Annotated in this window: 18 protein-coding genes; 5 read left to right on the top strand and 13 right to left on the bottom strand. The window is 65.8% G+C overall.

The features are described from left to right. The first annotated feature begins 187 nt into the window (after positions 1 to 187). From ACNH6H_RS14205 to ACNH6H_RS14195, 3 genes are all read left to right on the top strand, one after another. The gene (locus tag ACNH6H_RS14205) at positions 188 to 2,506 is read left to right on the top strand and encodes an ABC transporter ATP-binding protein (RefSeq protein WP_418318542.1); all 2,319 of its coding nucleotides are present in this window, start codon (positions 188 to 190) and stop codon (positions 2,504 to 2,506) included. Beyond that, on the top strand, positions 2,503 to 2,988 hold the full coding sequence (locus tag ACNH6H_RS14200) for a DUF1854 domain-containing protein (RefSeq protein WP_418318540.1): 486 nt from the start codon (positions 2,503 to 2,505) through the stop codon (positions 2,986 to 2,988). The genes ACNH6H_RS14205 and ACNH6H_RS14200 overlap by 4 nt, the downstream gene beginning before the upstream one ends. Positions 2,989 to 3,152: 164 nt before the next feature. Further along, the gene (locus ACNH6H_RS14195; RefSeq protein ID WP_418318538.1) at positions 3,153 to 4,766 is read left to right on the top strand and encodes a beta/gamma crystallin-related protein; all 1,614 of its coding nucleotides are present in this window, start codon (positions 3,153 to 3,155) and stop codon (positions 4,764 to 4,766) included. 5 nt (positions 4,767 to 4,771) lie between these two features. Here ACNH6H_RS14195 and ACNH6H_RS14190 read toward each other — a convergent pair whose 3' ends face one another. Continuing rightward, on the bottom strand, positions 4,772 to 6,427 hold the full coding sequence (locus ACNH6H_RS14190) for an MFS transporter (protein ID WP_418318536.1): 1,656 nt from the start codon (positions 6,425 to 6,427) through the stop codon (positions 4,772 to 4,774). Between the two features lie 264 nt (positions 6,428 to 6,691). Here ACNH6H_RS14190 and ACNH6H_RS14185 point away from each other — a divergent pair, with 264 nt between their 5' ends. Together ACNH6H_RS14185 and ACNH6H_RS14180 are read left to right on the top strand one after the other, a co-directional pair. Further along, complete coding sequence (locus ACNH6H_RS14185) at positions 6,692 to 8,548, top strand: DUF294 nucleotidyltransferase-like domain-containing protein (RefSeq protein ID WP_418318535.1); 1,857 nt, start codon at positions 6,692 to 6,694, stop codon at positions 8,546 to 8,548. A 243-nt stretch (positions 8,549 to 8,791) separates the two neighbouring features. Next, positions 8,792 to 9,799, top strand: a complete 1,008-nt coding sequence (locus ACNH6H_RS14180) for a hypothetical protein (RefSeq protein ID WP_418318533.1) — start codon at positions 8,792 to 8,794, stop codon at positions 9,797 to 9,799. A 47-nt stretch (positions 9,800 to 9,846) separates the two neighbouring features. Here ACNH6H_RS14180 and ACNH6H_RS14175 read toward each other — a convergent pair whose 3' ends face one another. The 12 genes from ACNH6H_RS14175 to ACNH6H_RS14120 form a co-directional block, all read right to left on the bottom strand. After that, positions 9,847 to 12,042 (bottom strand): exonuclease domain-containing protein, encoded by a 2,196-nt coding sequence (locus ACNH6H_RS14175; protein WP_418318532.1) that lies wholly within the window; start codon positions 12,040 to 12,042, stop codon positions 9,847 to 9,849. Continuing rightward, positions 12,042 to 12,425: a response regulator transcription factor gene (locus ACNH6H_RS14170; protein ID WP_418318530.1), complete on the bottom strand. Its 384-nt coding sequence runs from the start codon at positions 12,423 to 12,425 to the stop codon at positions 12,042 to 12,044. The genes ACNH6H_RS14175 and ACNH6H_RS14170 overlap by 1 nt, the downstream gene beginning before the upstream one ends. Before the next feature lie 79 nt (positions 12,426 to 12,504). After that, complete coding sequence (locus tag ACNH6H_RS14165) at positions 12,505 to 15,237, bottom strand: ATP-binding protein (protein ID WP_418318528.1); 2,733 nt, start codon at positions 15,235 to 15,237, stop codon at positions 12,505 to 12,507. Between the two features lie 31 nt (positions 15,238 to 15,268). Then, positions 15,269 to 15,466, bottom strand: coding sequence for a hypothetical protein (locus ACNH6H_RS14160; RefSeq protein ID WP_418318527.1), 198 nt, complete (start codon positions 15,464 to 15,466; stop codon positions 15,269 to 15,271). Positions 15,467 to 15,502: 36 nt separating this feature from the next. Beyond that, complete coding sequence (locus ACNH6H_RS14155; RefSeq protein WP_418318525.1) at positions 15,503 to 15,865, bottom strand: hypothetical protein; 363 nt, start codon at positions 15,863 to 15,865, stop codon at positions 15,503 to 15,505. A 114-nt stretch (positions 15,866 to 15,979) separates the two neighbouring features. Continuing rightward, positions 15,980 to 17,788: a sodium:solute symporter family protein gene (locus tag ACNH6H_RS14150; RefSeq protein ID WP_418318523.1), complete on the bottom strand. Its 1,809-nt coding sequence runs from the start codon at positions 17,786 to 17,788 to the stop codon at positions 15,980 to 15,982. A 7-nt stretch (positions 17,789 to 17,795) separates the two neighbouring features. Next, positions 17,796 to 18,059, bottom strand: a complete 264-nt coding sequence (locus ACNH6H_RS14145) for a DUF4212 domain-containing protein (protein WP_418318521.1) — start codon at positions 18,057 to 18,059, stop codon at positions 17,796 to 17,798. Positions 18,060 to 18,305: 246 nt separating this feature from the next. Next, the gene (locus tag ACNH6H_RS14140; protein ID WP_418318520.1) at positions 18,306 to 18,947 is read right to left on the bottom strand and encodes a 2-hydroxychromene-2-carboxylate isomerase; all 642 of its coding nucleotides are present in this window, start codon (positions 18,945 to 18,947) and stop codon (positions 18,306 to 18,308) included. After that, complete coding sequence (locus ACNH6H_RS14135; RefSeq protein WP_418318519.1) at positions 18,947 to 19,168, bottom strand: DUF1289 domain-containing protein; 222 nt, start codon at positions 19,166 to 19,168, stop codon at positions 18,947 to 18,949. Before ACNH6H_RS14135 ends, ACNH6H_RS14140 begins: the two co-directional genes overlap by 1 nt. Beyond that, on the bottom strand, positions 19,165 to 19,734 hold the full coding sequence (locus ACNH6H_RS14130) for a YbaK/EbsC family protein (RefSeq protein ID WP_418318518.1): 570 nt from the start codon (positions 19,732 to 19,734) through the stop codon (positions 19,165 to 19,167). Before ACNH6H_RS14130 ends, ACNH6H_RS14135 begins: the two co-directional genes overlap by 4 nt. Before the next feature lie 61 nt (positions 19,735 to 19,795). After that, positions 19,796 to 20,422 carry a DUF4126 domain-containing protein gene (locus ACNH6H_RS14125; protein WP_418318516.1) on the bottom strand — a complete coding sequence of 209 codons (627 nt, stop codon included), beginning with the start codon at positions 20,420 to 20,422 and terminating at the stop codon, positions 19,796 to 19,798. Between the two features lie 599 nt (positions 20,423 to 21,021). After that, complete coding sequence (locus ACNH6H_RS14120; RefSeq protein WP_418318515.1) at positions 21,022 to 21,831, bottom strand: enoyl-CoA hydratase/isomerase family protein; 810 nt, start codon at positions 21,829 to 21,831, stop codon at positions 21,022 to 21,024. Between the last annotated feature and the right edge of the window lie 61 nt (positions 21,832 to 21,892).

Below are 21,892 nucleotides of genomic sequence, written 5' to 3'. Positions count from 1 at the left end.
GGGCCGCCAATACGTACCACCGACGATACCCGATTGTGCGGCCGTGGCGGGCGTGCAGAATGTCCGAGCGGGTACCACGGTGTAGAAGTCGCGCGCGAAATTCCGGCGCCGCTTCGGCGAGAATCCGCGACCCTCACGAAACCCGGCCGGAAGTCGGCCGCCGATCGTGATGCCCCAACCGCTTCTCATGTCCAGTCTTCATAGCGCCGAATCCCCTGAACTGCTCCCGGACGCCCCTCTGGCGCCACTGCACGACCAGCTCGCGAGCGATGAAAACGTACTGGCACGGCTTCAGGTTGACTTGGACGCAAACGGCCGCTTTGCGACCTCCGAACTGGTGCTGACAGAGCGGCGGTTGCTTGCCAACGACGCGGGCAGCGGGCACTGGGTCGAGTGGCCATTGCGTAACGAGTTGCAACTGCTGCACAGCGACCATGCCGGTATCGGCACGCTGGAGCTGCGCGATGCCAGTGCCCGGCTGGCGCGCTGGCGCTTCACGCTTGGCCGCAATGTGCAGGCGCTGCGGCTGCTCGCCAGCTTCAATGCGCTGCAGAAAAGCCGGCTGGCCGGCGAGGCGGCGCCGGCCGACGACACCGCGCGCTGCCCGACCTGCAGCGCGCCGCTGCCACCCGACAGCGACGAATGCCCGTTGTGCAACCGCGAGGCGAATGCGCCGCCGTCGACCTGGGTGCTGCTGCGGCTCGGCCGCTTCGCAAAGCCCTACCGCGGCCAGCTGGCGGCCGGTTTTGCGTTGACACTGGCGTCGACCGCGGCGACGCTGGTGCCGCCCTACCTGACGATCCCGCTGATGGACGATGTGCTGATCCCGTTCCAGAACGGCCAGCAGATCGATCCGATGAAGGTTGCCTGGCTGCTCGCCGGGCTGCTCGCCGCGGCACTCGCCGCTTGGGGCCTCGGCTGGGCCCGCACCTGGCTGCTCGCGCTGGTCTCCGAACGGATCGGCGCCGACCTGCGCACCGCGACCTTCGACCATCTGCTGCAGCTGTCGCTCGACTATTTCGGCGGCAAGCGCACCGGCGACCTGATGGCGCGCATCGGGTCCGAAACCGACCGCATCTGCGTCTTCCTGTCGCTGCATGCGCTCGATTTCGCGACCGACGTGTTGATGATCGGCATGACCGCGGTGATCCTGATCTCGATCAACCCGTGGCTGGCCGCGGTGACGCTGCTGCCGCTGCCGTTCATCGCCTGGATGATCCACGTCGTTCGCGACAAGCTGCGCACCGGCTTCGAGAAGATCGACCGCGTCTGGTCGGAGGTCACCAATGTGCTGGCCGACACGATTCCCGGCATCCGCGTCGTCAAGGCGTTCGCCCAGGAAAAACGCGAGGCGCAGCGCTTCCGCGACGCAAACCGGCACAACCTGCTGGTCAACGACAAGCTCAATTCGATCTGGAGCCTGTTCACGCCGACCGTTTCGCTGCTGACCGAGATCGGCCTGCTCGTGGTCTGGGCGTTCGGCATCTGGCTGGTCGCGCGCAACGAGATCACCGTCGGCGTGCTGACCGCCTTCATCGCCTACATCGGCCGCTTCTATACCCGGCTCGATTCGATGAGCCGCATCGTCTCGGTGACGCAGAAGGCGGCGGCCGGCGCGAAACGCATCTTCGACATCCTCGACCATGTCTCGAATGTGCCGGAACCGGCGCGGCCGCTGCCGCTGACCGCGATGCAGGGCCGGATCGAACTGCGCCACGTCGGCTTCCGTTATGGCAGCCGCTCGGTGATCCGCGACCTCAACCTCGATATCCGGCCCGGCGAGATGATCGGACTGGTCGGCCACAGCGGCTCCGGCAAAAGCACGCTGGTCAACCTGATCTGCCGTTTCTACGACGTCACCGAAGGCGGCATCCACGTCGACGGCAACGACCTGCGCCAATACGGTGTCGCCGACTACCGTCGCCACATCGGCCTGGTGCTGCAGGAGCCCTTCCTGTTTTTCGGCACGATCGCCGAAAACATCGCCTATGGCCGGCCCGGCGCCAGCCGCGAGGAAATCGTCGCGGCGGCTCGCGCCGCGCACGCCCACGAATTCATCCTGCGCCTGCCGATGGCTTACGACTCGCTGGTCGGCGAGCGCGGCCAGGGCTTGTCGGGCGGCGAACGGCAGCGCATCAGCATCGCCCGCGCGCTGCTGATCGACCCGCGCATCCTGATCCTCGACGAAGCGACCTCGTCGGTCGATACCGAGACCGAGAAGGAAATCCAGAAGGCGCTCGACAACCTGGTGCAGGGGCGGACGACGATCGCGATCGCGCACCGGTTGTCGACGCTGCGACGTGCCGACCGGCTGGTCGTGATGGACCGCGGCGAGGTTGTCGAGGTCGGGTCGCACGATGAACTGATGGCGCGCGAAGGCGCCTACTGGCGGCTCTACCAGGCCCAGGTGCGGCAGGTCGATACCGAGTCGGACGACGACGAGCGCCGCCACAGCCTGATCAACGAAGCCGAGCTGACAAGCGCGGCCAGCCCCGCAAAGCCATGAGTGCAGCCGACCACGACGTGCAAGCCTTCGACCTGCAGCGCGACGCCTTCGGCCGGCTGATGCTGTCGGCCGGCGACGGCCAGCCCGGCGAAGAGGTGATGCCGGTGCGCGCCTTTCCGCTCGCCGCTCCGGAGGACGGGATATCGCTGGTCGGTACCGATGGCCACGAGCGGCGCTGGATTCCGAAGCTCGGTGAGCTGCCTGCGCAGCAGCGCGACCTGCTGCGCGAGGCGCTGGCCGAACTCGAATTTCTGCCGACGATCCTGCGCATAGCCAGCGTCTCGACCTTCTCGACGCCGAGCCACTGGGCGATCGATACCGATCGCGGTGCGACCGAACTGGTGCTGAAAGGCGAGGAGGACATCCGCCGGCTCGCTGATGGCGGGCTGCTGATCGCCGATGCGGTCGGTCTGCAATACCGGATTCCGGATCCGAAGGAACTCGACCGCCATTCGCGGCGCTTGCTCGAGCGCTTCCTGTAAGACCTGGCGCGATCCGCCCGCAGTCGTAGGACTGCATTTACACGCCAGCGCGCATCCGACCGCTTGTCGCCAGGCTTGCGGCTTCGTAGGCTCGAAACCGACCACTGCCACGCCGGTTCCGGCTGCGTGGCCCCGGATACGGCTTTCGAACCAGGAGAACAGCGATGAACAAACCCCTTCGATCGGTGCTGGCAGCGGCGGTTGCCGCAGTTGCAGCGCAGGCGTCGGCGCAGGTCGTCTTCCACGAATACGAACAGTTCGGCGGTCGCAGCTTCATCGCCGAGCGCGACATCGTCAATCTGCGGCGCTTCGGTTTCAACGACCGTGCGTCATCGGTGGTGGTCGAAAAAGGCCGCTGGGAAGTCTGCGAACAGCCGCAATTCGGTGGCCGTTGCAGCGTGCTGCGGCCGGGCAGCTACCCGTCGCTGTCGGCGATCGGGCTGAACAACCGGATCTCGTCGGTGAAGGCCATCGGCAACGACCAGCGCATCGCCAGCAACCGCTATGCGCCGCTGCCAGCCTCGCCGGTGACTTTCTACGAACACCCTGATTTCGCAGGTGCCTCATTCAACGCAGCGACCGATGTCGACGATTTCAGGCGTTACGGCTTCAACGACAGCGCCTCGTCGGTGATCGTGACGACTGGCACCTGGGAACTGTGCAATGACGACCGATATCGCGGCCGCTGCGTGACGCTGGCGCCGGGACGTTATCCGTCGCTGCTGTCGCTGGGCCTCGACGACCAGGTCTCGTCGGTCCGTAAAGTGCAGACCAGCGCAGCCGCGCCGCAGCGGCCGGGCGATGCAAACAGTACTGGCCGGGTCACCTTCTACGAGTACGAAAGCTTCACCGGCCGTTCGTTCTCGACCGATCGGCCGATCAACCAGTTCGAGCAATTCGGCTTCAACGACCGGGCTTCGTCGGCGATCGTCGAAGGCGGCCCGTGGGAGATCTGCCCGGCTGCCGATTTCCGCGGCCGCTGCGTCGTGCTGCAGCCGGGCCGTTATCCGAGCCTGCGTTCGGTCGGACTGGAAAACCGCATCTCGTCGGCCCGTCTCGAGACCACGCCGCCGGTCGCGATGGCGCCGGCAATCACCTTCTATGAGGGAGAACAGCTGAGCGGCCCGTCGTACAAGACAACACAGCCGATCTTCGATTTCTACCGTGCCGGCCTGCACGGCCGGGTTCGCTCGGCCGAGGTCGTCGGTGCGTCGTGGGAGGTCTGCCCCGATCCGCAGTACGGCGGCCAGTGCATGCTGCTGCGCCCCGGCAAATATCCGACGCTCGCATCGATGGGCATCCGCGACCGCATCGCATCGGTGCGCGGGTCCGAGCCCACATCGAACGATGACCGCCAGGCGCGGCGCAACGAGCCGCTGTATGAGGCTCGGGTGACATCGGTGCGGGCCGTCGTCGGCACGCCCGAGCAGCGTTGCTGGGTCGATACCGAACAGGTGAAGAAAAACGATCCGAACATCCCGGCGGCGATTGCCGGCGCGCTGCTCGGCGGCATCCTCGGCCACCAGGTCGGCGGCGGCAGCGGCAAGGACATTGCCACCGTCGGCGGTGCGGTCGCCGGTGCGGCAGTCGGCGCGCGGATCGGCCGCGGCGAGGAAAGCCAGGAGGTCAAGCGCTGCGACGAGGTGCCGGCGCAGGCGCAAACCCAGTACTGGGATGTCACCTACGATTTTCGCGGTCACGAGCACCGTGCGCGCATGAGCGCGCCGCCGGGGCCGACCGTGACCGTCAACGAACGCGGCGAACTGCGCGGCGGCTGACCGGCTCAGCGGATCCGCTCGAGGTCGACGTCGCGCGTCTCGGGCACCAGCAGCATGCCAACCACGAAGGTGGCGGCGGCGACGATCACCGGGTACCAAAGACCCTGGTAGATGTCGCCGCTTTGCGCCACCATGCCGAACGCCACCGCCGGCAACAGGCCGCCGAACCAGCCGTTACCGAGGTGGTAGGGCACGCTGACCGAGGTATAGCGGATCCGGGTCGGGAACAGTTCGGCCAGCAGCGCGGCGATCGGGCCGTAGACCATCGTCACGAAGATCACCAGCAGGCTCAAGATCGCGATCACCAGCGGCCGGTTCATCTTGTCGGGATCGGCGGCAATCGGATAACCGGCGCCGTGGGTCGCTTCGGCGAGCTCGGCGCGGAACAGGTTGATCGCGGCCCGGCTCTCGATGTCGAAATCGTGGCTGCGCTCGGCATCGATGCGCCCGTCCGGCGCAATCAGCTCGAGCTCGCCAACCTTGACGATGGTGTCGCTGCCCGGCGCGGAAGACACCACCGAATAGTTGATGCCGGCCTGCGCGAGCGTGCGTTTGGCGATGTCGCAGGAACTGCGGTAGTCGGTTTCACGCGCAATCGGATTGCCCTGGAACGAACAACGCGAGGCGTCGACGCGAATCGCTACCGGCACCTCGTCGAGTGCGCGCGCCAGATCGGGATTGGCCGCTGCGGTCAAAGCGCCGAACAGCGGGAAATAGCCGATCGCGGCGAACAGACAGCCGGCCATGATGATCGGCTTGCGGCCGATCCGGTCCGACAGCCAGCCGAACAGCAGAAAAAACGGCGCACCGATCAGCAATGAGGTCGCAACCAGGATGCCGGCTGTCGCCGGATCGACCTTCAATGCCTGGGTCAGAAAAAACAGCGTATAGAACTGGCCCGTATACCAGACCACCGCCTGGCCGGCGGTCAGGCCGAACAGCGCGATCAGCACGATGCGCAGGTTTTTCCACTGCGTGAATGACTCGCGCACCGGCGCGGACGATGCCGTTCCCTCGTTCTTGATCCGCCGAAAGGCCGGTGATTCCTGCATCGACAGCCGGATCCAGACGCTGATGAACAGCAGCACGATCGACCCGAGGAAGGGAATCCGCCAGCCCCAGTCGGCAAAGGCATCCTCGCCGAGCATGCTGCGGGTGCCGATGATGACAACCAGCGACAACAGCAGGCCGAGCGTCGCGGTGGTCTGAATCCATGCGGTGTATTCGCCGCGCCGGCCGAACGGCGCATGTTCGGCGACATAGATTGCCGCGCCGCCGTATTCGCCACCGAGTGCCAGCCCCTGCAACAGGCGCAGCCCGATCAGCAGCACCGGCGCGGCGACGCCGATCGCGTCCTGGTTCGGCAGGATGCCGACGATGAAGGTCGACAGCCCCATTACCAGGATCGTCACCAGGAAGGTGTATTTGCGACCGATCATGTCGCCGAGATAGCCGAATATCAGCGCGCCGAACGGGCGCACGACAAAACCGGCCGCAAAGGCGAGCAACGCAAAGATGAAGGCTGCACCGGCGTCGAGCCCGCTGAAGAACTGCCTGGCGATGATCGGTGCGAGTGCCCCGTACAGGTAGAAGTCGTACCACTCGAATACCGTGCCGAGCGACGAGCCGAGGACCACCTTCTTCTGCTGGCGCGTCGCCACGCCGCGCTGACCCGCTCGATCAGCGGTCGCGGCGGTGCGGTGACGGTGTTCCCGAAACGACAAGCGCGGCCTCCGCAACGACAGGAGTCGACTGTCGCGTTGCTGGCTGACCGCTCTCTGACACGGCACTGACACGAGACTGACAACCCAGGTCCAAGCCCTGGCCCGCGGCCCGCTCGCACCACAACACGGCGGCCGCTCGATTGGCAGCCGCCGCCGTTTCAGCGAGACTCGACCCCATCACCCGACGGTTGCCGATTCGTGATGCCATCGAACGCCCGCCTCTTGCCATCGAATGCCAGCCTCGGCGACATGCTGCGCCGGCAGCCATTGTTCGGCCGTCTTGACGACGCGGCGCGCAACGCACTGGCCGAGCGCTTCGTCGTCGAAGGCATCGCGGCCGGCCAGGCCGTGGCCGACGGCGCCGGGCTGCACGAACGTCTCGGCTGGATCATCGACGGCCGTGTCGAATTGCGCCATCGCGATGATCCAGCGGTCTGCATCGCGCTCGGCGGCAACGAGCTGTTTGGCGCCGGTGCAGGGCCACACGACGACCCATCCGCCTGGACGGCAACCGCTGCGGCCGCGTCGACGATCGGCTGGCTGGCAATCGACGAGCTGCGTCGGCTGTGCAGCGCGCAACCGGTGCTCGGTTATTTTCTCGGCGCGGTTGCCGAAGCTGTCGAAGCGCCGCCGCCGGTCGATCCGCACATCGGCCTGATGTCGCGGCCGGTGCGCAGCCTGATCAAGCGCGAACCGGTCACGCTGCCGCCGACCGCGACCATCCTGCAGACCGCACGAACGATGCGCGAACAGCGGGTCTCGTCGGTGATGCTCATCGAGCAGGAGCATCTGTTCGGTCTGGTCACCGACCGCGACCTGCGCAATCGCGTGCTCGCCGCCGGCCTCGACCCGCACAGCAGCGTGATCGAGATCGCGACGCTGGCGCCGTGGACGATCGAAATCAGCCAGCCGGCGTTCGAAGCGCTGCTGCTGATGGCGCGCAACAACATCCACCATGTGCCGGTGCTCGACGGCCAGCGCGTGGTCGGCATGATCACCGCGACCGACCTGACCGAGCAGCACAGCAGTTCGGCGGTGTATCTGGCCAGCGACATCCACAAGCAGAGCAGCCTCGCCGGTCTGGTGCAGACCGCTGCCAGGGTCAGGCCGCTGCAGCGCAGCCTGGCGGCATCGGGCGCCAGCGCCTACAGCACCGGGCACATCGTCACCGCGATGACCGACGCATTGACGGTGCGCCTGCTGCAGCTCGCCGAAGCCGAACTTGGCCCGCCGCCGGTCGACTATGCATGGGTTGCCGCGGGTTCGCAGGCGCGCAGCGAGCAGACCGCCAAAAGCGACCAGGACAACTGCATGGTGCTCGACGACCGATACGACGAGGCGGCGCACGGCGGATATTTCAAGGAGCTCGCAATCCGTGTCAACGACGGACTGCACGAATGCGGTTATGTCCACTGCCCGGGCGAAATGATGGCGCGCACCGACCGCTGGCGTCAGCCGCAGCGGCGCTGGGCCGACTATTTCCAGCGCTGGACCGCCGAGCCCGAACCCCTGGCACTGATGCTGACCTGCGTCTTTTTCGACCTGCGGACGATTCATGGCCAATCGCAGCTGCTCGACGAGCTGCGCCGCGAAGTGCTGATGCGCACGCGCGGCAACCGGATCTTTCTGTCGTACATGGTCGGCAATGCACTGACGCACCGGCCGCCGCTCAGCCTGTTCGGCAACATCACGACGGTGCGCGCCGGCCCGCTGCGCGACGTCGTCGACCTGAAACACAGCGGCATCGTGCCGATCGTCGATCTGGCCAGAATCTATGCGCTCGCCGGCGGCCACGAGGCGGTCAATACCTCCGACCGGCTGGCCGTCGCCACGCAAGGCGGCGAGATCAGCGAACAAAGCGCCCGCGACCTCAGCGACGCGCTGGAATTCCTGTCGACGCAGCGCATTCGCCACCAGGCTCGGCAGATGGACCGGGGGGTCGACGCCGACAACATGTTGTCGCTCGCCGAACTGAGCAATTTCGAACGCAGCCAGCTGAAGGATGCGTTCGCTGTGGTGCAGCTGCTGCAGACGGTGCTGGCGCAGCGGTATCGGTGAGCCTGTCAACCCGCCGGCCCGTCCGGCTGCGCGCTGTCACGCCAACAGCGCTGGCAGCGAGCAATCGGCGCAACCGTCGACCTTGGGGTTGCGGGCAACAGTCGACGGGTCAAGAATGCACCTCGTGAACCTCGGAAGCGCAGATGCCGAGCTTCGGCGCGGCTTCCGTGAAACGGGTCGATGGCCCTTGGACCGATGACCGAAGTCAAGAAGACGAGCAACTGGTGGCATACGCTGCCGGGCGTGCTGACCGCGCTGGCGGCGATCATCACCGCCATCTCGGGTTTGCTGCTCGCGATGCACCAGGTTGGCTTGTTCAATGCCCGCGACGCGCCGGTCCATCCCCCGGCCGAGACCGAGGGGCTGGCTTCCGCCGACGCCACGGCCACAACCCCCGCGGGCAGCCCCGAGCCGACGAGCGGAACCGACAAGACTGGCTTGCCAGCCGCCGACCTCGCGGTGCCACAGCCCGCGCCCACGGAAAAACTGGCCGGTGGCATCCGCGTGCACGCCGGCCCGGTGGTCACGACGCCGGATGGCCCGTTCGGCATCACCCGGCCGTTCACGCTCGAGCCGGGGACCACCTACAAGATGACGTTGCGGCGAAACGAGGCCAACTACTTCAAGCTGTCGGAGGCAATCGCCAGCGGCTCGGTGATCCTCGACATGCGGCTAGCCAGCAACAAGCGCAGCAATCTGATGAGCGTGCTGTCGATGCTCGACCAGGATGGCGGGCATATTCAAAAGCGCACCATCAGCATGAATGCGATCGACGTCGGCTACCGCAAGATGGCAGATATCGCTCTGCGGCAGAAATCGAATATCGGTTTCAAACTGCTGAACAACAGCGACGAAGCGCATTTCTGGTTGACCGTGCTGCGTCAGCACGATGCGGGTTTGGTGCCGCTGTTTGGAGAGGTCGTCCCGAGACCGCTGAGCATCGGCAGCACGACAGGCGGAAAGCTTGCCGAGGGCGAGGATGTCTATTACGCGGTGGCGGCGTCGAGAGGCTCGTACAAGCTGATACTCGACTTCGAGAATGCCGAAGGTCGCAACACCAATCTGCAGGGCCACCTGGCGGTGCTCGAACCCGAGGAAGGCGACGAGAAACGACTGATCGGGATGAACGAAATCGACATCTCGTTTCGGTGGGTCGCGACGATGTCGGTGCAGACGGACCGTACAGCCATCATCCGGATCAACAATTCGAACGATGCAGTCAACTATGCGCTGAAGATTCTGGCGAACTGAAGAAACCAGCCACGCGCTGTCGTGCCTCGCAGCGATCGCCTTCCGCGTCAGTACTTGAGGCGCGCATACCAGGTCTTCTGTGCCGCCTCGCGCGCCTGTCCGAGCGTGACGATGCCCTGCTCGGCCAGCAGCGCAAGCAGTTTCAGCAGCACCTCGGCGGTGACCATCGCATCACCGAGCGCGGTATGCCGGCCGATCACGGTGATGCCGAAGCGTTCGGCGATCGCCTCGAGGCGGTGCGACTCCTGATTCGGATGGACGACCGCCGACAGCAGCAGCGTATCGAGCACCGGCAGGTCGAACGCCACCCCGGTGCTCGCTTCCTTCAACTGCAGGAAGCGCATGTCGAATGCTGCGTTGTGCGCCACCAGCACGGTGTCCTGCGCATAGGCACGGAACGCCGGCAGCACCTGGTCGAGCGTCGGCTTGCCGACGATCTGCTCGGGCGTGATGCCGTGGATCGGGATCGATGCAGCCGGAATCGGGCGGCGCGGATCGATGATCTGCTCGAAACATTCGCTGCGCAGCAGCTTGCCGCTGACGATGCGGACCGCGCCGATCTGGATGATCTCGTCGCCACCCGATGGATCGAGCCCCGTCGTCTCGGTATCGAACACCGTGAACGCCAGCGAGGCGAGCGGCCGGTCCTCGAGTTCGCGGCCGAGTTCGGTGCTCGCGAACAGGTCGAAATCGAGGTATTCGGGCCGGCTGTCGGAGTGGACAAACGGCACCGTGCCCTGTTCGGCGGCGGCGTCTGCCGCCGGCAGCAGCAGGCGAAAAAACGACTGCTGCGCCGCGCGGTCACGCTCGAACCAGCACTCACCGGCATGCCGCGCCATCACGTCGCGGATCGTCAGACCGCCGGCGGCGGCGTCGCTGTCGATGGTTTCGAGTTCCCAGCCGGTCGGCATCTCGCAGGCGGCGGCTTCGCCTGCCCACACAAGGTCGAGGCAGACCCGCAATTCGTCGCGCGCGGTCAGCCGCAGCTCGACGGCGTCGACCGCCGACTGATCGCGCAGCTTCGACGCCAGGTGAACCAGCACCTGCAGCACCGAAAAACTTTCGATCTTCAGCCACAAGCTCTGATCGACATCGGCAACCGCGCAACGCAGACCGGTGGCCGACTCGATCCTGCGCTGCGCGGCCTGCACCAGGTCGGCGCCGAGCATCTCGTCGAGCGGCCAGCGGGTGCCGAGTTCGACCTCGTCATCTGAAGCCAGCTCGTCGAGCAGGCGCGACATCGATTGCGATTCATCGCGGATGACTGCCAGAAACCGTTCCCGCTGTTCGGCGGGCATCGCCGGATCCTCGAGCAGTTCGACCGCAGCCTGCAGGCTCGCCAGCGAACCGCGACTGCCTTCGCTGAGGCGGTGCAGCAGCTGTTCGCGGTGCGACTGCTGTTCGTAGTCGCGCGTGATGTTGTCGAGCAGCAGCACGAAGGAATCGATCGCCACTGCAGCGTTCTGCGCTTGCTCAGCCGAATCGGTACCGCGTACCGCGGCGAGTCGTGCGCGCAGCAACTGGCCCGACGCCGTCGTCGTGACGAACTGCGCGCTCGGATGGGCGGCGCCGTTTTGCAGCCGCTGCTGCACGCGTTCGAGGGCATGGGCAACCAACTTGCGGTCGAAGACCGCGTAAATCGAGCGGCCGAGGCCGATCAGCTCGGCGCCGTCGGCCAGGTTCGGCACATCCGACAACGCACGGAACTGCAGCCGCGCCCGGTTGTTGTAGAGCAGGATGCGGCCATCCAGATTGCAGACAACGACACTTTGCTGCAATTCGTTCATCAGCGCCGCGAGCCGGTTGCGCTGCTGTTCGATGTCACGGCTGGCCGCTGCGATCCGCGACGCCACGTCGCCCTTCAGCTGCTCGCGCTGCATGACCAGTTCGTCGATCGCCTCGGCCAGACCGCGCACCGACGCCGATGCACCGGCGGCCGACAGCGGGCGCCGGGTATCGGTCGACAACACGACGCGGACCTGTTCGAGCAGCCGCGCCGGCACGCCGACCCAGCGCTGGAACAACGGCCGTGCCAGCGCGCCGGCCAAGACTGCAACGGCGCCGGCCACCAGCAGCAGCAACGGCAGCCGCGGCATCGCGAGCGCCGCAACGCTGCGCCGTTCGGACTCGTCGAGCGTCGCCCAGACCAGCGCGCCGAACAGCAGCACGAACAGCGCCAGCAGCGCGACGGCGCCGGCCGCGGCCAGCAGCATCCAGCGCAGCAACGCTCCGTTGCGCCGCATCACGCAGGGGCTTGACCGGCCAGCAGCGCGCGCACCTTGGCCACCAGTTCCTTGGTCGAAAACGGCTTGGTCATGTAGTCGTCGGCGCCAACGCCACGTCCCTTCGCGATATCTGTATCGCGGCCCTTCGCCGTCAGCATCAGCACCAGCGTGTCCTTCAGCTGCTCGTCGGCACGCAGCTCCTGGCAGACCTCGAAACCCGACTTGTGCGGCATCATCACATCGAGCAGCACCAGCCGCGGGCGCTCGCGGCGCAGGCAATCGAGCGCCTCCTGGCCATCACGCGCCAGCACCACCTCGTAGCCTTCGCGCTTCATCAGGTAGTCGAGCGTGAGCAGGATATTCGGCTCGTCGTCGGCGATCAGGATCTTGCTGCTGTTCACTGGACTACCCTCCTGTCGCTGCGCGGCAGCCTCCCCGAGCAAGGAAGGGCGCCGCCACCGGGCGGCCACTCGCCGGCGCTCATGCGCTGTCTCCCGCCGGTTCCGCCGGCGATTCCGGTTGTTGCCAGGGTATCGTGAAAACGAAGCAGGCGCCTTGACCCTGGTCAGCGCGCAACTCGATCCTGCCGCCGAAATGTTCGACGATCTGCCGGCTGATCGGCAGGCCGAGCCCGGTCCCCTGCGGCCGGTTTGCGCCATCGCCACCCTGGCGGAATTTCTCGAAGATCAGCGCACGCTGCTCGGCCGGCACGCCCGGCCCGTTGTCCTGCACCTCGACGGTGGCCGCATCGGCGTCGACCTTCAGCCGCAGCTCGATACGACCGCCTTCGGCCGGAACGAATTTGGCGGCATTCGACAACAGATTCAGCAGCACCTGCAGCAGCCGGTCGCGGTCGGCGCGCAGCGTCGGCGCCGCTGCCGGCAGGTCGAGCAGCAGTTCGGCGCCGCGTTCGCGAACCAGCTCGTGCACCGTCTGCGCCGCATGTTTCAGCAGCTCGATCAGATCGACCTCGGCGTTGTGCCACTGGGCATGACCGGCTTCGATCTTCGCCATGTCGAGCACCTGGTTGACCAGCCGCGACAGCCGTTCGGTCTCGGTGACGACGATCGCAAGAAACTCCTGGCGCTGCGCCGGCGCCATCTGCGGATCGTCGAGCATCATCTCGGTCAGCGCCCGGATCGAGGTCAGCGGCGTGCGCAGTTCGTGGGTCACCGACGACATGAAATCGTCCTTCAGCCGGTCCAGGCTTGCCAGCCGCAGATTCGCCGCACGCAGTTCGGCGGTGGCCTGTTCGAGCGCCTGCGAATGGGCACGCAGCTGCGAGGCCTCGTCGAGGATGCACAACACATCGTCGAGGCCGAGCGCCTCCTCCTCGGCGACCGAAGCCACCATCACCCGCGCCGATGCGCTGCCGATCGCGCCGGCAAGCTGCGTCTCGACAAACTGCACCAGCCGGGCATCGGGCACGACACCTTCGATCGCATCGACGCCACGTTGCCGCGCATAAGCGGCGAACAGCCGATCCGCCGCGTCGGCACCGAGAAAGCGGCGCACCAGCGCCTGCAGATCGGCGACCTTCGCGCGGCCGCGCCAGAATACCGGCCGCTCGCGCCGCGTGCGGTCGAAGACATCGACAAACAGCAGCGCCTGGCTGGTCTCCTGCACCGACGGCGTGCGCCACAACGAGACGCCGACATATAGGCCGACATTGGCCAGCATGCTCCAGAACAGGCTGTGCGTCAGGTTGTCGAGCCCGGCCATGCCGAGCAGCTGTTCGGGTCGCAGCAGCTCGAGCCCCCATGGGCCGGCGGCAACGAAGTCGGTCTGCCACCAGCCCGACTTCGCGATCGACGGCAGCATCAAGGTATAGGCCCACAACGCGAAGCCGGCGAGCAGGCCGGCCAGCGCGCCTTCGCGGGTGCCGCCCTTCCAGTACATGCCACCGAGCGCGGCCGGCGCAAACTGCGCCACCGCGGCAAAGCTGATCAGGCCGATGCTGACCAGTGCGTAAGCCTCGCCGGCAAGGTGGAAATAGAGGTAGCCGAGCAGCAGCACCAGCACGATCGCCGCGCGGCGGATCGCCAGCAGCCAGCCGCTGACGTCGCGCTGGCGCGCAAAAATTCCCCAGCGCAGCAGCAGCGGCATCACGAAATCATTGCAGACCATCGTCGACACCGCGATCGTCTCGACGATCACCATGCCGGTGGCGGCCGACAAGCCACCGACGAAGGCCGCCAGCGCCAGCCCGTGCTGGCCGGCCGCCAGCGGCAACGACAATACGAAGGTATCGGCATCGACCCGGCCGGCGCCGAAAAACATCAGCCCGCCGAGCGCGATCGGCAGCACGAACAGGTTGATCGCCAGCAGGTAGGCCGGAAATACCCAGGCCGCGCGTTTCAGATGGCGCTCGTCGACGTTTTCGACCACCAGAACCTGGAACTGGCGCGGCAGAAAAACCACCGACAACATCGACAACATCGTCAATGCAAACCACTGCTCGTAGGCGAAGGGCCGGTCGTTCTGCGCCAGCCGCAGCAGTTCGCGCAGTTGCGGATCGGCATTCGCGCGGGCAAACAGCTCGACGGGCCCGCCGAACAGGCCCCAGGTGACGAAGATGCCGACCGCGATGAAGGCGATCAGCTTGACCACCGATTCGAACGCGATCGCGGCGACCATGCCTTCGTGGCGTTCGCGGCTTTCCAGGTGGCGGGTGCCGAACACCATCGTGAAGCCGGCCAGCGCCAGCGCGACATAAAACGCACCGTCCTGCCACCACGGGCCGGCATCGCGCAGCGTCTCGGCGCCCGAGGTTGTCAGCAGGTGGTAGCCGCTGTCGATCGCCTTCAGCTGCAGTGCGATGTAGGGCACGATGCCGACCACGGTGATCAGCGTCACCAGCCCGGCCAGCAGCGGGCTCTTGCCGTAGCGGCTGGCGATGAAATCGGCGATCGACGTGATGCGGTAGGTGCGCGCGATGCGCAGCATCTTGCGGATCACCAGCCAGGCGAGCAGCATCGCGAGCATCGGCCCGAGATAGATCGGCAAAAACCAGACGCCGCCGGAGGCAGCGCGTCCGACGCTGCCGAAATAGGTCCAGGCAGTGCAGTAGACGGCGATCGACAGTGCATAAACCCAGGCATTGCCGATCACCGAGCGGCGCTGCTCGGCGCGCCGGTCGGCCCACCATGCGACCGCAAACAGCAGCAGCAGGTAGGCGAACGAGGCGCCGAGGACCAGCGACGGGCTCAGCATCGTCGACTCGCTCAAAGCGGGCGCCGGCGGATCAGTCCGCCGCCCGCTCCATCAGCCAGGCCAGGATCACGATCAGCAGAGCCCAGACAAAAAACAGCGCCGCGGGAAACAGCGGCAGGCCCAGCACCGTCAGTTCACGGTCCCACAACGCCAGCAGCGGGAAGTTGAACAGCAGCAGCGCCAGTGCGAACAGGCCGATCAAGCGTTGCTGCAGCAGGCCGTTGTCCATGAGTAGCCTCCAGTCGAGCCAGCGGGGCAGCGTCGCTCAGGTCTTGCGCGCACCCTTTCTGGCCCCGAAGTTGTGGGCATGGCGGCTGAGCGCGAAGTCGGCAAAGAACTTGCACCAGATCGTGCTGCCGGCAATCGCTGACCAGACATCGTAGGGCATGCCCTGCAACACGACGCCGGCGATCGCGACGACGAGCGCTACGCCTGCCACGCCATTGATCGCCATCGCATACGGTGCCCATTTTTCCGGGTCCGGTGGTGGTTCGCCGCCTTTCAGCGCCACCTCGGAAAAGTCGCGCCGCACCAGGATTCGCCAGGTGCGCCGCAGCCAGAAAAACGCGATCGGGAACATCGCGAGAAAAAGAATCCACGTCATTGCGACGCTGAAATCGAACACCATGGCGGCTCCTGCCGGCTGTTGTCTCTGCAAGAAAAAGGGCCTCGTCGAACGAGGCCCTGATTCTGACGCCGGCTGCGAAACCTTCCGCAACCGGCGTGCGAAGCACAGGTGTGCTCAGTGTGCGCCGTGCACGCGACCGGAACCGCGCGGGATGCGCACCGCCTCGACCATCGCCTGGATGTGCTCCGGCGGCTCCTTCGTCACCTTGTCGACCGCGAATGCGACCGCAAAGTTGACCAGCGCACCGATGGCACCGAAGGCTTCCGGCGTGATACCGAAGAAGCTGTTCGCACCGCCGATCACGCCGAGGTACTCGGTACCCTTGATGAAGAAAATGCCCTTGTGCGCAAAGACGTAGAACAGGGTGACGAACAGGCCTGCCAGCATGCCGGCCATCGCGCCTTCCTTGTTCATCTTCTTGCTGAAGATGCCCATCATGATCGCCGGGAACAGCGAACTGGCGGCAATACCGAATGCCAGCGCCACCGTACCGGCCGCGAAGCCTGGTGGATTCAGTCCCAGGTATCCGGCCACGACGATTGCCACCGCCATCGACACCTTGCCGGCCAGCAGTTCGCCTTTCTCGCTGATGTCAGGAACGAAGACGTTCTTGATCAGGTCATGCGAAACCGCCGACGAGATCGCCATCAGCAGGCCTGCCGCCGTCGACAGCGCCGCTGCCAAGCCACCGGCCGCGACCAGTGCAATCACCCAGTTCGGCAACAACGCGATCTCCGGATTGGCGAGCACGATGATGTCGGCATTGACATCGAGCTCATTGCCCTTCCAGCCTGCAGCCTCGACCTTCGCCTTGACCGCATCGTTCTTCGTCTTGTCGTTGTAGTACTGGATCCGGCCGTCGCCGTTCTTGTCCTCGAACTTCAGCAGGCCGGTCTTCTCCCAGCGCTTCATCCAGTCCGGACGCTCTTCGTACAGGATGTTGGAATCAGCCGCATACGGATCGGCATTGCTCATCACGACGCCCGGCGTCACCGTGCGGATCAGGTTGGTCTTGGCCATCGCGGCCACTGCCGGAGCGGTGGTGTAGAGAATCGCGATGAAAACCAGCGCCCAGCCGGCCGACGAACGGGCCGCCTTCACCGACGGCACGGTAAAGAATCGCATGATGACGTGCGGCAGACCGGCGGTGCCGATCATCAGCGACATCGTGTAGACGAACATGTTCAGCGTGCTGCCGGCGGTCGTCGTCGTGTACTTGCCGAAGCCGAGATCGGTGACGACCTGGTCGAGCTTGGCCAGCATCGGCAGATCCTGGCCGACCAGGTTCGAACCCAGGCCGAGCTGCGGGATCGCGTTGCCGGTCAGTTGCAGCGAGATGAAGATCGCCGGCACCGTATAGGCGAGGATCAGCACGATGTACTGCGCGACCTGCGTATAGGTGATGCCCTTCATGCCGCCGAACACCGCATACATGAACACGATGCCCATGCCGACGTAGATGCCGACCTCGCTGGAGACGCCGAGGAAGCGCGAAAACGCGACGCCGACCCCGGTCATCTGGCCGATGATGTAGGTCAGCGATGCGACCAGCAGGCACAACACCGCGACCGTGCTCGCACTCTTCGAGTAGAAGCGGTCACCGATGAACTGCGGCACCGTGAACTTGCCGAACTTGCGCAGATACGGTGCCAGCAGCATTGCCAGCAGCACATAGCCACCGGTCCAGCCCATCAGGAACAGGCCGCCGCCGTAACCCATGTTGGAGATCAGGCCGGCCATCGAGATGAACGACGCGGCGCTCATCCAGTCGGCGGCTGTCGCCATGCCGTTGGTGACCGGATGGACGTTGCCACCGGCCGCATAGAACTCGTGGGTCGAGCCGGCACGCGCCCACAGCGCAATGCCGACATACAGCGCGAAGCTGAGGCCGACGCCGATATAGATTGTTGTTTGAAGATCCATGGTGGCCTCAGTCCTCGTGCACGTCGAATTTCTCGTCGATCGCATTCATCCGGTTCGCATAGATGAAGATCAATGCGACGAAGACGTAGATCGAACCTTGCTGCGCAAACCAGAAGCCGACTGGATAGCCGCCGAAGTGGAACTGGTTCAGGAAGTCGGCGAACAGAATGCCGGCGCCGAAGGAAACCAGAAACCAGACGATCAGTATCTTGGTCAACAACGACAGCGTGGCCTTCCAATAGCCATGCGAATCATGGGTATGGTCTGTCATCTTGCGTGTCCTTTCTCCTGTGATCGAACGGGAGGCGACATCGCACAGCCTGCCGCTGCCACGCCATCGCCGGTGCGCAGACTATCGACGGCGGGGCTGACCGTTTTCTGACAAACCGTTACGCCATTTCTCCGAACAAACCCTTGGTTCGTCGGCGAAGCGACACTGGCAATGCCACGGCGCGCGGGCAGATCCAGGCAGGTTTTCTGCCGATCCGATCGACCGTCAGACTTGAGAAGGCAGCCGTCAGGCGCGCCGCACGCCGGGACGCGGCGCGCCGGCCTCGTCCCAGGCCGGGCCATCGAACCAGGGATCGCCGCGCAGGCAGGCGGCGACCATCGGCAATGCGTCGAGGCCCCAGAACAGGCGGCCATCGACCGCGATCGTCGGCACGCCGAAGATGCCGAGTTGCAGTGCCTGGGCGGTATGCGTCTTCAGCTGCTGCTTGACGTCATCACTGGCCGGGTCGCGCGGCGGGCGCAACTCGGCCTGCAGCGCGGCAAGGCGGTCCGGATCGTTGGCATCGGCGCCCCCGATCCAGACATGGCGCAGCACCTGCTCGCACTGCTGGCGGTTCGGCGTGCGCCCTTCCGGCGCCGAAGCGAGCAGCAGCCGCAGCAGCGCCAGCGGATTGAAAGGGTGCTGCGCCGGTGTATCGATCGGTGTGCCCTGCAGGTGGCCGAGCCAGGCCACCTGACGGAAGGTCCACGCGCGTTTCGGCTCGATTTCGGCCGGACCTTTCTGCCCCCAGTTCTGCAACAGGCCGGCGAACAGCAGCGGGCGGTAGTCGATGCTGTACGACAGACCTTCCAGCGCCTGCGGCAGCCGCTCGAACGCCAGCCAGGCATATGGCGAAATCGGATCGAACCAGAAATCCAGCTGCTTCATCACGATGGCGCCCCCTTGACCGGTGGAAACCGCTGATGGTTGCTGCCGAGCTGCTCACGACGCTGCGGCAGCAGTGCCCAGACGCGGCGCTTGTCGGCCTCGCTGTACGAGGCCCAGGCGACGATCTCGTCGATCTTGCGCAGGCAGCCGATGCAGCAGCCGGACTGGTCGTCGATGCGGCAGACGCCGGTGCACGGGCTGGCGGTCGGTGGTGTATTCATCGCGACAAGAACTGCTGCAACTCGGCCGGCAATTCCCCTGGCGTGACATCGGTGACCGGGGCCGGCTGCGCCAGCGACTGCAGCTGCTGCGGGCTGAGCCGGAACACCGCATTCGGATGGCCGGCAGCGGCCCAGATCTCGTCGAATCGGAACAGGCTGCAGTCGATCAGCGTCACCGGCGGGTTGGTGTGTGCCAGCGGGGCCACGCCGCCGATCGAAAAACCGGTCTGCGCCTTGACGAAGCCTGCGTCGGCACGGCCGATCGCGCCGACCAGCGCCGCGACCTTCGCTTCATCGACACGGCGGTCGCCGGCAGCGATCACCAACACCGCGCGCTGGTCCTCGCTGCGGCGGAAGATCACACTTTTCGCGATCTGCCCGACCGCGATGCCCAGTGCATCGGCGGCGTCCTGCGAGGTGCGCGCCGCAACCGCCAGCCAGCGCGGCCGATGTGGATGCCCACGCGACTCGAGCGCGGCACTGACCCGCCGCACGGCCTCGGAGGTTTCGGCGATCGGCGTGGCATCCGCTGCCGCACCCGCCACTGCTTGCGATTCACTTGCCATTGACTCGACCTGTTGCAGCCCGGTCGCCCGGGCAAGACCCCATTCTGCCCGTCGCGCGCGATCAGTTTGCCTGCGACGGCGCGGCGCCGAAGACCGCTGCCAATCGGCGCAGCAATGCACGCAGGAAGCGACCGAGCGTCCACAGCAGCCAGCCCATCAGCAGCAGGGCCAGCAGCAGCGCGGCAAAAAACCAGACCGGATGCTCCCACGACAACCACAACATCACCGGCACCGCGCCATCACCGAGCAGCGACATGCCGATGTTCGAAAACGGCTCCGGCGAGGTATTGACTGCCGCCCGCGTCGTTGCTTTCGAGAAGTGGCTGGTTGCGGCCAGCGACCCGCCGAGCAGCGCTGCCGCAGCGGTCATGCTGCCCTGGTCGACGCCAAACGCGCCGGCCGCCAGTGCGGCCCCGGCCGGGATGCGAATCAGCGTGTGCACCAGATCCCAGAGCGAATCGAGCCCGGGAATCTTGTCGGCAAAAAACTCGACGAACAACATCATCCCGCTGGCGCCGAGCAGCAGCGGCGTCTGCAGCAATTGCAGCCCCTGCGGCAGCTCGACCCAGCCGAGCCAGCCGGCCGCACCGGTCAGGAACAACACCGCATACAGACGCAACCCGCTCGCCCAACCCAGCGCGGCCGCAACAGCAAGCAACTGCGTGGTGTCGACATCGATCGGAGGCATGCGCCTATCGTAGAAGAATCCGATGTGATGATGATCGGAAAGCGGCCCGCGCGTACATCCGCTCGGTCCGTGCCGCGCCAGACTTTGTGGGAGGGGCTTCAGCCCCGATTCGGGCTCTTGCACGATTGCGAATCTTCAGGCACAGAGGCGAGAGCAAAGGCGCGGTCGGGCGCCGCTTGCGCTTAGATGCTTGCCCTCGCGCCGGGCGCTCGGGTTCCCTGCGATGCTCGGCCTTGTGGCCCGTCGCGGAAACTCGCTGCACTCGCTTCGCTCGTTCCGCTCAAACAGTCCGCGACAAGCCAGTTGTTGATGCTCGCGGCGGTTGTCCGAGCGCAGCGAACGTAGCGAGTTCCGCCGCGCGACCCTGGACCGAGCATCGCAGCGCAGTCCGAGCGCCAGCGAGGACCGCCGCATCATGAGCCACGACCGGGTGCCGCCTGCCGCGCCCGCTCGGTCGTCGAATGCGACACAGGCTTATTCCATCAGCCCGAATCGGGGCTGAAGCCCCTCCCACAAAGTCAGCCCAACCAGCGAAATGAACGGCTGCTAAGGGCCCGAAAGCCGACCTGCGAGTTTGCCGTTGCTTCGATCCCGGACCGTCAGCCCAGATGCCACCCCGGCGCACGTTTCGACAAAAAGGACTGCAGCCCTTCGCGGCCTTCGTCGCTGGCGCGGATATCGGCGATGCGGCGGGCGGTATCGAGGCGCAGCGGCTCGTCGATCGCGCGGCCGGCGACATCCTTGACGAGCCGCTTGCAGGCGCGCACCGCCATCGGACCGTTGGCGACGATCGCCGCGGCGATTGCCTCGACGCGTTCGTCGATCTGATCGGCGGTGCACAACTCATGGACCATGCCGATCGCATGGGCCTGGGCTGCGCTGAACCGCTCGGCGGTGACGAAATAGCGGCGCGCGGCCTGTTCGCCCATTGCGCGGATCACATACGGGCTGATCGTCGCCGGCAGCAGGCCGAGCTTGGCTTCGCTGAGGCAGAACGACGCATTGTCGGAGGCAACCAGCACATCGCAGACTGCCGCCAGCCCCATGCCGCCGGCATAACAGTCACCATGGATGCGTCCGACGACCGGTATCGGGCACTGCCATGCCGTCCACAACATCGTTTCGAGCGCCTGCGCGTCGGCCAGGTTCTGCTCGTGGCTGTAGCCGGCCATTGCGCGCATCCAGTTCAGGTCGGCTCCGGCGCAAAATACCTTGCCGTGGCCGCCAAGTACGATCACCCGCAACGACGGGTCGGCACCGAACTCGGTGAAAGCCCTTGTCAACTCGGCGATCACGCCATCGTTGAATGCATTGCGGACGTCGGGTCGGTTCAGAATAATGCGGCCCACCGGACCATCGCGGCGAAGGTCGAGTGTCGAGGCCTGTTCAGTCGAGGACGAAGTTGTCATGGCGGATGCCTTGCAGAATCGTTGCTGGAACGGAGCCCGCTGGCGGTTGCGCAGCCCGAGC

It is taken from the genome of Pseudideonella sakaiensis, assembly GCF_048320135.1.
GTDB classification, from domain to species: domain Bacteria; phylum Pseudomonadota; class Gammaproteobacteria; order Burkholderiales; family Burkholderiaceae_C; genus Ideonella_A; species Ideonella_A sakaiensis_A.
The sequence above is the reverse complement of the archived record's forward strand: the minus strand, read 5'-3'. Positions and strand labels throughout refer to the sequence as shown.

What these genes read in the sequence shown, in the direction of transcription:
- ACNH6H_RS14155 (WP_418318525.1), bottom strand. Translation starts at nt 15,865, where the DNA reads ATGGTGTTCGATTTCAGCGTCGCAATGACGTGGATTCTTTTTCTCGCG.
- ACNH6H_RS14150 (WP_418318523.1), bottom strand. Translation starts at nt 17,788, where the DNA reads ATGGATCTTCAAACAACAATCTATATCGGCGTCGGCCTCAGCTTCGCG.
- ACNH6H_RS14165 (WP_418318528.1), bottom strand. Translation starts at nt 15,237, where the DNA reads ATGCTGAGCCCGTCGCTGGTCCTCGGCGCCTCGTTCGCCTACCTGCTG.
- ACNH6H_RS14175 (WP_418318532.1), bottom strand. Translation starts at nt 12,042, where the DNA reads ATGCGGCGCAACGGAGCGTTGCTGCGCTGGATGCTGCTGGCCGCGGCC.
- ACNH6H_RS14185 (WP_418318535.1), top strand. Translation starts at nt 6,692, where the DNA reads ATGCCATCGAACGCCCGCCTCTTGCCATCGAATGCCAGCCTCGGCGAC.
- ACNH6H_RS14130 (WP_418318518.1), bottom strand. Translation starts at nt 19,734, where the DNA reads ATGGCAAGTGAATCGCAAGCAGTGGCGGGTGCGGCAGCGGATGCCACG.
- ACNH6H_RS14120 (WP_418318515.1), bottom strand. Translation starts at nt 21,831, where the DNA reads ATGACAACTTCGTCCTCGACTGAACAGGCCTCGACACTCGACCTTCGC.
- ACNH6H_RS14200 (WP_418318540.1), top strand. Translation starts at nt 2,503, where the DNA reads ATGAGTGCAGCCGACCACGACGTGCAAGCCTTCGACCTGCAGCGCGAC.
- ACNH6H_RS14140 (WP_418318520.1), bottom strand. Translation starts at nt 18,947, where the DNA reads ATGAAGCAGCTGGATTTCTGGTTCGATCCGATTTCGCCATATGCCTGG.
- ACNH6H_RS14195 (WP_418318538.1), top strand. Translation starts at nt 3,153, where the DNA reads ATGAACAAACCCCTTCGATCGGTGCTGGCAGCGGCGGTTGCCGCAGTT.
- ACNH6H_RS14205 (WP_418318542.1), top strand. Translation starts at nt 188, where the DNA reads ATGTCCAGTCTTCATAGCGCCGAATCCCCTGAACTGCTCCCGGACGCC.
- ACNH6H_RS14160 (WP_418318527.1), bottom strand. Translation starts at nt 15,466, where the DNA reads ATGGACAACGGCCTGCTGCAGCAACGCTTGATCGGCCTGTTCGCACTG.
- ACNH6H_RS14145 (WP_418318521.1), bottom strand. Translation starts at nt 18,059, where the DNA reads ATGACAGACCATACCCATGATTCGCATGGCTATTGGAAGGCCACGCTG.
- ACNH6H_RS14125 (WP_418318516.1), bottom strand. Translation starts at nt 20,422, where the DNA reads ATGCCTCCGATCGATGTCGACACCACGCAGTTGCTTGCTGTTGCGGCC.
- ACNH6H_RS14135 (WP_418318519.1), bottom strand. Translation starts at nt 19,168, where the DNA reads ATGAATACACCACCGACCGCCAGCCCGTGCACCGGCGTCTGCCGCATC.